The organism is Frankia gtarii (genome assembly GCF_025403375.1).
GTDB lineage: Bacteria > Actinomycetota > Actinomycetes > Frankiales > Frankiaceae > Frankia > Frankia gtarii.
In genome coordinates, this window is the sequence record NZ_JAMPTM010000240.1 from 1 (window position 1) to 9966 (window position 9966).

Here is a 9966-nt window from a genome sequence, read left to right on the forward strand (position 1 = left end):
GCCCGGTCCGCCCGCCCCCGGCAGCCCCGGCGGGAGCTGAGCGGGGGCGGCACCGCACACCGTCCGGTCTGCCGGTCTGGCCTGCCGGGCGGGTCAGCCCAGGGCGATGTTCACGATGCGGCCGGGGACGACGATGATTTTTTTGATCGTCCGGCCCTCGGTCTGGTGCGCGTAGTCGGGATGCGCGGTGAGCAGCTCGCGGATCGCGGGCTCCGCGGCACCATCGGGCACCCGAAGGGTGAACCGCACCTTCCCGTTGACCTGGACCGGGATGGTCCGCTCGGGCTCGGCGGCCAGCGCCGGGTCGCCGGCGGGAAAGGCCGCGCGGCTCACCGAGGTGGTGTGCCCCAGCCGGGCCCACAGCTCCTCGGCGATGTGCGGGGCCAGCGGCGCCACCATCAGGACCAGCGGCTCAGCGAGGGCTCGGGGGGTCGCCGCGGCCTGGCCGTACCGCTTCGAGACGAAGTTCGTCAGCTCGATGAGCCGGGCGACGGCCGTGTTGAACCGCAGACCCGCGTACTCCGCCGCCAACGTGATGATCGTCCGGTGCAGGATGCGGGCGGCCTCGGCGTCCAGCTCCTCGTCGGAGACGGCGACCGTGCCGCTGCTCTCGTCGACGACCGCGCGCCACAGCCGCTGCAGGAACCGGTGCGAGCCGACGATGTCGTCGGTGTGCCAGGGCCGGTCGGCGTCGAGCGGGCCCATCGCCATCTCGTAGACCCGCAGCGTGTCGGCGCCGAAGCGGTCGTACATCTCGTCCGGGCTGACACTGTTCTTCAGGCTCTTGCCCATCTTCCCGGAGCGACGGTCCACCGGCGCCCCCTGATGGGTGAACCGGCCGTCGCCGCCCGCCGTCACCTCGGCCGCCGGGACGTACATCCCGCGGGCGTCGGTGAACGCGTCGGCCTGGATGTAGCCCTGGTTGAACAGCCGCTTGAACGGCTCCTTGGACGACACGTGTCCCAGGTCGTAGAGGACCTTCTGCCAGAACCGGGCGTAGAGCAGGTGCAGCACCGCGTGCTCGACGCCGCCGACGTACAGGTCGACGCCGCCGTCGCCGGCCGCCGCGCCCGGCTTCGCCATCCAGTACCGCTCGACGGTCTCGTCGACGAACCGCTCGGTGTTCGTCGGGTCCAGGTAACGCAGGTGGTACCAGCAGGAGCCGGCCCACTGCGGCATCGTGTTCGTCTCGCGCCGGTAGCGCTTCGGGCCGTCGCCGAGGTCGAGGGTGACGTTCGCCCAGTCGGCGACACGGGCCAGCGGCGGCACCGGGTCGCTTGCGTCGTCCTCGGCCATCGCCGTCGGCCGGAAGTCCGTCATCTCGGGCAGCTCGACGGGCAGCAGCTCGTCCGGGACGGTGTGCGGCAGGCCGTCGTCGTCGAAGACGATCGGGAACGGCTCGCCCCAGTAGCGCTGCCGGGAGAACAGCCAGTCCCGCAGCCGGTAGGACCGCGCCAACCGGCCGTGACCGGCGTCCTCCAGCCAGTGCACGGTCGTCTTGATCGCATCGGTCTTGCCCAGGCCGGTGAGCACCGGGGCGCCCGCCGGGGCGGGCAGGTAGGCGCCCTCGCCGCCGAATGCGTCCGGCCAGGCCGACGGCGGCGCGCCAGGCGTCACGCCGTACTCGGCGTACCACTGCTCGTTCGGCGCCAGCACCGCCGGGATCGGTAGGCCGAAGGCCCGCGCGAAGCTGAAGTCGCGGCCGTCGTGCGCGGGAACCGCCATGATCGCGCCGGTGCCGTAGCCGACGAGCACATAGTCGGCGAGGAAGACCGGGATCTCCGCGCCGCCCACCGGGTTACGGACGTAGGCGCCGGTGAACACGCCGGTGCGGTCGATCTCCTCCCCGCGCTGACGGTCGCTGCGCCGCGCCGCGAACGCCCGGTAGGCCTCGACCGCGGCGCGCGGCGTCCAGGCCGGGTCGGCGGCAGCCGCCTCGGTACCCGCTGCGGTGTCGGTACCCGCTGCGGTGTCGGTACCCGCAGCGGTGTCGGTGCCCGCAGCGGCGCCGCGGCCGGCCGGGAAACGCCAGGCGGCCGGGGTGCCCGCCGGCCAGGCATCGGCGACCAGCGCGTCGACCTGCGGATGCTCGGGCGCGAGCACCAGGAAGGTCGCCCCGGCGAGGGTGTCCGGGCGGGTGGTGTAGACCTCGATGCGCGGGGCCGGGGCGGTGGTACCGGTGGTACCGGTGGCCGTGGCGGTTGCATCGGCCGGGCCGGAGGGGACGAGGGGGAACTCGACGCTCGCGCCATCGCTCGGACTGATCCAGTTACGCTGCATCTGCTTGATCGAATCCGACCAGTCGACCAGGTCGAGGTCGGCGACCAGCCGCTCGGCGTAGGCGGTGATCCGCAGCACCCACTGCCGCAGCGGCCGGCGGTACACCGGGTAGTTCCCGATGTCGCTACGGCCCTCGGCAGTGACCTCCTCGTTCGCCAGCACGGTGCCGAGCCCGGGACACCAGTTGACCAGCTGCTCGGAGATGTAGGCCAGCCGGTGGGCGTCGACGACCCGGCGGCGGGCGACCCGGTCCAGCTCGGTCCAGGGCAGGCCCGCCGGGTTCGCGGCGCGCACGGCGTCGACCGACACGGCGGTGTTGCCGGCGGCGGGGCCGGCCACCGGGGAGCGGGTCCCGGCCTCGAACTCGGCGATCAGCTCGGCGATCGGCCGCGCCCGGCCGGCCTGCGGGTCGTACCAGGCGTTGAAGATCTGCTGGAAGATCCACTGCGTCCAGCGGTAGTACCCGACGTCGGTCGTGGCGATCTCGCGGCGGGTGTCGTGACCGAGCCCCAGCCGGGACAACTGCCGGCGCATGTTGGCGATGTTGGCGTCGGTGGTCGTGCGCGGGTGCTGGCCGGTGTTGATGGCGTACTGCTCGGCGGGCAGGCCGAAGGCGTCATAGCCGAACGGGTGCAGCACGTGGCGGCCGGACATCCGCTGGTAACGGGCGAACACGTCGGTGCCGATGTACCCGAGCGGGTGCCCGACATGCAGGCCGGTGCCGCTGGGGTAGGGGAACATGTCCATGATGTAGAACGGCTCGCGCCCGGCGACCTCGTCGAAGCCCGCGGCAAGCGGCCCGACCGGGTTCGGGGAGTTGAACGTGCCCTCGTCGGCCCACCGTCGCTGCCACCGGCGCTCGATGTCCGCGGCGAGCCGGGCGTCGTAGCGGAAACCCGGATCGTCGCCGGTTCCGGCGGTGGGCGTGGCGCCGGACGGGGATGCCGTGGCGTTCGCGGCGCCGGTGCCGTGCTCGGCCGTCTCACTCATTCGCTGGTGCCATCCCAACTCGTTGGTACTCCGACCCTTCGATGACCCGTCCGAGTACCCGCGACGACCCATCGACCGCTCTCGCGGCGCAACGGCGGCCTGACGGACGGCGGTCGAGCGAGTGGACGGCGAACGGTCGGGCAAGCGCAGCAGCGGGGATCGGGCCTTCCTCCGAGCGTATCCGGTGCCGCACAACCCGGTTCCGACCGCACGCCGCCACGAGCGGACCGGGCTGCCCGAGCCGCCCGCACCGCCCCGGGGACCGGATGATCTTCCCGTTCATGCATCGATAATTGGAGTCGGGGGCGCGGCGCGGTTCAGCCACCCGGAGTCGGTTGGGGGTGCCGATGGCCACAGTCGGCGCGCCGAGGCACGGGTGGGGGCATAGCCGCCCGCCGCTTTGGTTGCATAGCCCAGTGACCCGGGGCTCCACAGACCCGGGCGACGCCAGACCCTGAGGAGTTGCCCGGTGCCGAACAAGCTGGCGGAGCAGACGTCTCCGTACCTGCTCCAGCATGCGGACAACCCCGTCGACTGGTGGCCCTGGTGCCCGGAGGCGTTCGCGGAGGCGACCCGCCGCGGGGTGCCCGTGCTGCTCTCGGTGGGCTACGCATCCTGCCACTGGTGCCATGTCATGGCCCACGAGTCCTTCGAGGACGTGGTCACCGCCGCCTACATGAACGACCACTTCGTCAGCATCAAGGTGGATCGGGAGGAGCGGCCCGACGTCGACTCCGTCTACATGGACGTCACGGTCGCCCTCACTGGTCACGGCGGCTGGCCGATGACGGTCTTCCTCACCCCGACCGCCGAGCCGTTCTTCGCCGGCACCTACTTCCCGCCCCGGCCCCGGCCGGGCATGGGTTCGTTCCGCCAGGTCATGGAGGCCGTCACCGCCGCCTGGCAGACCAGACGGGCGGAGATCGAGGAGTCGGGCGCCGACATCGCCCGCCGGCTGGCCGAGGCGGCGGCCCGCGGCCCGGTTGCCGGGCTCGCCTCGAGCCCCACGTCCGGCGTCGCCGACGAGCTGACCCCGCAGCTGCTGGACACCGCCGTCGCGGGGCTCTCCGCCCGGTTCGACGCGCGCCACGGCGGATTCGGCGGGGCGCCGAAGTTCCCCCCGTCCATGGTCGCGGAGATGCTGCTGCGCCACGCCGCCCGCACCGGCGACGAGCAGAGCCTGCAGATGGTGGCGTTCACCTGCGAGCGGATGGCCCGCGGCGGCATGTACGACCAGCTCGCCGGCGGCTTCGCCCGCTACAGCGTCGATGCGACGTGGACCGTCCCGCACTTCGAGAAGATGCTCTACGACAACGCCCAGCTGCTACGGGTGTACCTGCACCTGTGGCGTGCCACCGGCGCGCCGCTGGCCGAGCGGGTGGTCCGGGAGACCGCGGCGTTCCTGCTCGCCGACCTGCGGACCCCGCAGGGCGGGTTCGCCTCGGCGCTCGACGCGGATGCGGTCCCGGCGGGCGTTGCGGCGGCCCACGCGCAGCCCGAGGAGGGCGCGAGCTACTCGTGGACGCCCGCCGGCCTGCGTGCCGTCCTCGGCGCGCAGGACGGCGACTGGGCAGCGGAGATCTTCGGCGTCACCGCCGAGGGCACGTTCGAGCATGGGACGTCCGTGCTGCAGCTTCCGGCGGATCCGCCTGACGCGGCCCGCTGCGCGGGGGTGCGGGCCGCCCTCGCCGCCGCCCGGGCCACCCGTCCGCAGCCCGCCCGGGACGACAAGGTGGTCGCCGCGTGGAACGGGCTGGCGATCGCCGCGCTCGCCGAGGCCGGCGCGCTGCTCGACGAGCCGGCCTGGATCAGCGCCGCCGAGGACGCCGCCGTGCTGCTGCGCGACGTCCATCTGGTGGCCGGCCGGCTGCGCCGCACCAGCCGGGACGGCCGGGTCGGGACGAACGCCGGCGTGCTGGAGGACTACGGCGACGTCGCCGAGGGGCTGCTCACGCTGCACCAGGTCACCGGTGACCCGCAGTGGCTGACCCTGGCCGGCGAGCTGCTCGACGTGGTCCGGGCCCGGTTCGCGGCGCCGGACGGCGGCTTCTTCGACACCGCCGACGACGCCGAGGCGCTGCTGCGCCGCCCCCGCGACGACTCGGACTCGGCGACGCCGTCGGGCCAGGCGGCGGTGGCGGGGGCCCTGCTCACCTACGCGGCACTGACCGCCTCGGCCGAGCACCGGGCCACCGCCGAGCAGACCGTGGCCCGGTTCGCACCGCTGCTGTCCCGCGACGCCCGGTTCGCCGGCTGGGCCGGGGCGGTCGCGGAGGCCCTGCTCGCCGGGCCGGCCGAGGTCGCCGTCGTGGACAGCCCGGCCCTGGAACGGCTCGCCCGGCTGGGCACCGCGCCGGGCGCCGTCGTGGTCACCAGCGGGCCGCTGGTCGCCGGCCGGGGGGCCCCGGGGGTGTACGTCTGCCGGGACTTCGTCTGCGAGCTTCCCGTGCACTCCGCCGAGGAGGTCCGGCGTCAGCTCGGCGTGAAGATTGCCACCTGAGGGCGGGAGCACTTTCATTCGTGACCTGGTAAGCGTGTAATCGTCGGCGGGTGCGCCGCCGGGGTGTGTATGCGCGCATCCCGGCGGGGCCACGGCTCCGGAACCAGTCGGCAGGTCGGGCCCGCCCGCGGGTCCGGCCGGGGGACCTGAGGAGACTCGTCATGTCCGGTCCGCGTGGGCGTGGTTACGGCAGGCCGGGGGAGCGGGCGGAGAAGACCCTGTCGGCGCAGGACGCGCCGGACTGGTTCGCGGCGCACGTCCCCGCCGGCTGGTTCACCGGCCCGCCGGCCGTGGTCGTCGACCGGGACGAGATCACCGTCGTCGGGGAGATACCCGCCGAAGATCCCCCCCACTCTGGCGCGCCCCGCTCCGGGGAGGTGACGTCGTCGGCCGGGGGCGATCTGGACGCCGCGGCCCGGATCCGGTGGTTCCGCGAGCGCACCCGCGACGAGCGGATCGCCATCGCCGCCGAGGCCGAGCGGCGCTATGGGCGCAAGGTCGCGTGGGGGGCGACCGCCGACGGGGCCGGCGAGCTGTTCACTGTGCTGTCCGTCCCGGTGATGACGCGGCTGCGCCAACCGGAGCGCCAGGTGCTGGACACGCTCGTCGAGTCCGGGGTGGCGCGTAGCCGCAGCGAGGCACTGGCGTGGTGCGTGCGGCTGGTCGGGGAGAACTCGGACACCTGGCTGCGGCAGCTTCGCGAGGCCCTCGAGCAGGTCGAGAAGATCCGTTCCGAGGGCCCCGGCAACTGACGTGTTCGCCGCCGAAGCCAGAGGACCACGTTCAGGACCTACGTGGCCAGGCCTAGTAGATCGCGAACATCAGGGCGATGTAGTGGCAGGTCGCGGCGACGAGGGTGAAGGCGTGGAACACCTCGTGGTAGCCGAAGGTCGCCGGGGCCGGATCGGGCCGCCGGGTGGCGTAGACGACCGCGCCGAGGCTGTAGCAGACGCCGCCGACCAGCAGCAGAACCATCGAGGCGATGCCGGCCCGGTGGGCGAGTTCCGGGATGACGAAGACGGCGACCCAGCCGAGGGCGATGTACAGCGGCACGGTCAGGTACCGCGGGGATTGCAGCCACAGCATCCGGATGGCCACGCCGAGCCCCGCTCCGCCCCACACCACCGCCAGGACCACGCGCGCGGTCCGCTCCGGCATCGCAAGAAGGGCAAATGGGGTGTATGTCCCGGCGATGAAAACAAAGATCATTGAATGGTCGAGGCGTTTCATGCGTGCACGTGCACGTGACGTCGACCACATCGTGCGGTGGTAGAGCGCGCTCGTTCCGAACAGCGCCGCGATACTCAGCGCATATACCGCGATCCCCAGTCGGGCACGGAGCGTGGTGGCCAGGGCGACAGCGAGGACACCCAGTGCAAGGCTTACGGGGAATGCGCCGGCATGTAGCCATCCCCGCATGCGTGGTCGCACCAGGTCACGGGGGTGGGAGGGGCCGTCCGCCTGCGGAGGCCCGGCGGGCTGCTGCGTGAGGGAAGCCACGTCCAGGACGATAACCCGGGGCTTCCGGCAACCACGAGACGGAGTCACCCTGCGGCGGTCCGTCCGTACCGGTGCGTGATGGATCCGACGCTTCTGTCCACTCGCTATCGCGCGACTGCGGGGGGAACGCGCGGTACAGTCTAATGATCCTGAACGCGGCCTCGAACTGCCCCTGTACCGCGGGTTTTGTCAGCGCGTGAACGAGTACGTTCGAGTACTGAAGTGGGCACCTGCATACGGGGAAAGAACGCGGCGGGTTCGACTCGACCGGAGGTGTGAGCTGTGACGACCGCGGCACAGATTCCGGGGCTGGAAGCGGCCCCGACGAAGCACGCCAGGCTGGTCGCCTGGGTGCGTGAGATCGCCGAACTCACCCAGCCGGAACGGGTTGAGTGGTGCGACGGATCGGAGGCCGAGTTCGACCGGCTGAGCAGTCTCCTGATTGAGAAGGGGACGCTGGTCCGACTGAACGACGAAAAGCGTCCCAACAGCTTTTACGCCGCCTCGGACCCCAGCGACGTGGCCCGGGTCGAGGACCGGACCTACATCTGTTCCGAGCAGGCCGCCGACGCCGGTCCCACGAACAACTGGATGGATCCGGCGGAGATGCGGGCCAAGCTCCAGGGCCTGTTCGAGGGCTCCATGCGGGGTCGCACGATGTATGTCGTGCCATTCTGCATGGGTCCGCTCGGATCGCATATCTCGGCACTCGGAGTCGAAATCACCGACTCGCCATATGTCGTCATTTCGATGGGCACCATGACCCGTATGGGGTCGGCCGCGCTCGAGCAGCTCGGTGAAGACGGATTCTTTGTTCCGGCGGTGCATTCTCTGGGCGCCCCGCTTGAGCCCGGTGCGGCTGATGTTCCGTGGCCGTGCAATACGACGAAGTACATCTCCCATTTCCCGGAGACCCGCGAAATCTGGTCCTATGGGTCGGGTTATGGCGGCAATGCACTGCTCGGCAAGAAATGCTATGCGCTGCGGATCGCGTCGGTCATGGCGCGCGATGAGGGCTGGCTCGCCGAGCACATGCTCATCCTCAAGCTGACGTCGCCCGCGGGTAAGGTTCACTACATTGCCGCGGCCTTCCCATCGGCCTGCGGAAAGACGAACCTCGCCATGCTCATTCCCACCCTTCCCGGGTGGAAGGCGGAGACTGTCGGTGACGACATCGCCTGGATGCGGTTCGGTGAGGACGGCCGGCTCTACGCCGTCAACCCCGAGGCCGGCTTCTTCGGTGTCGCCCCCGGCACCGGCGAGCAGACCAACCCGAACGCGATCAAGACGCTGTGGGGCAACACGGTCTTCACCAACGTGGCCCTCACCGACGACGGCGACATCTGGTGGGAGGGGCTGACCAAGCAGGCCCCGGCGCACCTCACCGACTGGAAGGGCCGCGACTGGACCCCCGAGTCCACCGAGCCCGCGGCGCACCCCAACGCCCGCTTCACCGTCCCCGCCGGGCAGTGCCCCACCATCGCCTCCGAGTGGCAGGACCCCAAGGGCGTGCCGATCTCGGCGATCCTGTTCGGTGGCCGCAGGGCGACCGCGGTTCCGCTGGTCACCGAGGCGCCCGACTGGCGGCGCGGGGTCTTCTTCGGCTCGATCGTCGCATCCGAGACGACCGCGGCCCAGGCTGGCGCGATCGGCAAGCTGCGCCGTGACCCCTTCGCGATGCTCCCGTTCTGCGGCTACAACATGGCCGACTACTTCGCCCACTGGCTCGAGGTCGGCCAGAAGGCCGACCAGGCGAAGCTGCCGCGGATCTACTACGTGAACTGGTTCCGCAAGAGCCCGCAGGGCAAGTTCCTCTGGCCCGGCTTCGGCGAGAACAGCCGCGTCCTCGCCTGGATCGTCGGCCGCCTCGAGGGGCACGCCGACGGCGTGGAGACCCCCCTCGGCGTCCTGCCCACCAGGGACGCCCTGCCGACCGACGGCCTCGAAATCGACGACGCCGACCTGGACGCCCTGCTCACGGTCGATGTCGACGTCTGGAAGCAGGAGGCCGAGCTGATCCCCGAGCACTACCAGACGTTCGGCGACCGGCTTCCCGCCGAGCTCTGGGCCGAGCACGAGGCCCTGGTCAGCCGCCTCAACGGCTGACCCGCGACCCCAGCTTCATGCCGGCCCGCGCCGGGCGATTCCTCCGCCCGACGCGGGCCGTCGCACGTCCGCGGACAATTCGTGCCCGGCCGCGGACGTCCGCGCCAGTCTGTCTCCGCCCCAGCCTGCCCCCGCCGATCAGTCACGCTTCGTTACGGTTTCCGCGTACGGCGGACGCGTCCGAGTGCCCGCACGGACACGCCCGGCAGTAACCATTCGCCGGGAATCAGGTCCGCCTCCGCTCCGCCCGCCAGCCCGCATGTTCCACGGGAACCAGTGCGTGTCGCCGTGGGAATTTTCTGTGATGTCCCCGACTGGTCGGTGGATTTCCGTCAAGAGGGCGTGAGTGCCGGTCCACGGGGAACTGATCCGGACGGCCCGCCCGCCGGAAAACGCGGCCGTCCGGCCCCGGGTCCTCCGATCCACCCTGGCCGAGTCGTTCCAGCCACATTTCCTGATGTTGCCGGGCCGCCTGACCATGTTTCCGAAAGACTTCCGGCTCCCCCGTACACGGCCGGATGGGCACTCGCGTTACCTGGGTCCGTTGATCGCCCCGATTCCCTGCTCTCGGTCGGCCCCCTGCCCGGAAC

The 9966-nt window shown here is 71.6% G+C and carries 5 protein-coding genes; 3 read left to right on the forward strand and 2 right to left on the reverse strand.

Translation table 11 applies throughout. From position 1 onward, the window contains the following. Positions 1 to 93 precede the first annotated feature (93 nt). Positions 94 to 3270: a leucine--tRNA ligase gene (locus NBZ83_RS25310; RefSeq protein ID WP_261575933.1), complete on the reverse strand. Its 3177-nt coding sequence runs from the start codon at positions 3268 to 3270 to the stop codon at positions 94 to 96. A 469-nt stretch (positions 3271 to 3739) separates the two neighbouring features. Between NBZ83_RS25310 and NBZ83_RS25315 the strand changes: the two genes are divergently transcribed. Then, entirely contained in the window at positions 3740 to 5770 is a 2031-nt protein-coding gene (locus NBZ83_RS25315; RefSeq protein ID WP_261565050.1) for a thioredoxin domain-containing protein, read from the forward strand. 161 nt (positions 5771 to 5931) lie between these two features. Continuing rightward, complete coding sequence (gene abmR / locus NBZ83_RS25320; protein WP_261565049.1) at positions 5932 to 6522, forward strand: ATP-binding transcription factor AbmR; 591 nt, start codon at positions 5932 to 5934, stop codon at positions 6520 to 6522. A 52-nt stretch (positions 6523 to 6574) separates the two neighbouring features. Here abmR and trhA read toward each other — a convergent pair whose 3' ends face one another. Then, positions 6575 to 7189, reverse strand: coding sequence for a PAQR family membrane homeostasis protein TrhA (gene trhA, locus NBZ83_RS25325; RefSeq protein ID WP_261565048.1), 615 nt, complete (start codon positions 7187 to 7189; stop codon positions 6575 to 6577). A gap of 363 nt (positions 7190 to 7552) precedes the next feature. Between trhA and NBZ83_RS25330 the strand changes: the two genes are divergently transcribed. Then, positions 7553 to 9376: a phosphoenolpyruvate carboxykinase (GTP) gene (locus NBZ83_RS25330; RefSeq protein WP_261565047.1), complete on the forward strand. Its 1824-nt coding sequence runs from the start codon at positions 7553 to 7555 to the stop codon at positions 9374 to 9376. The last annotated feature ends 590 nt before the right edge of the window (positions 9377 to 9966 follow it).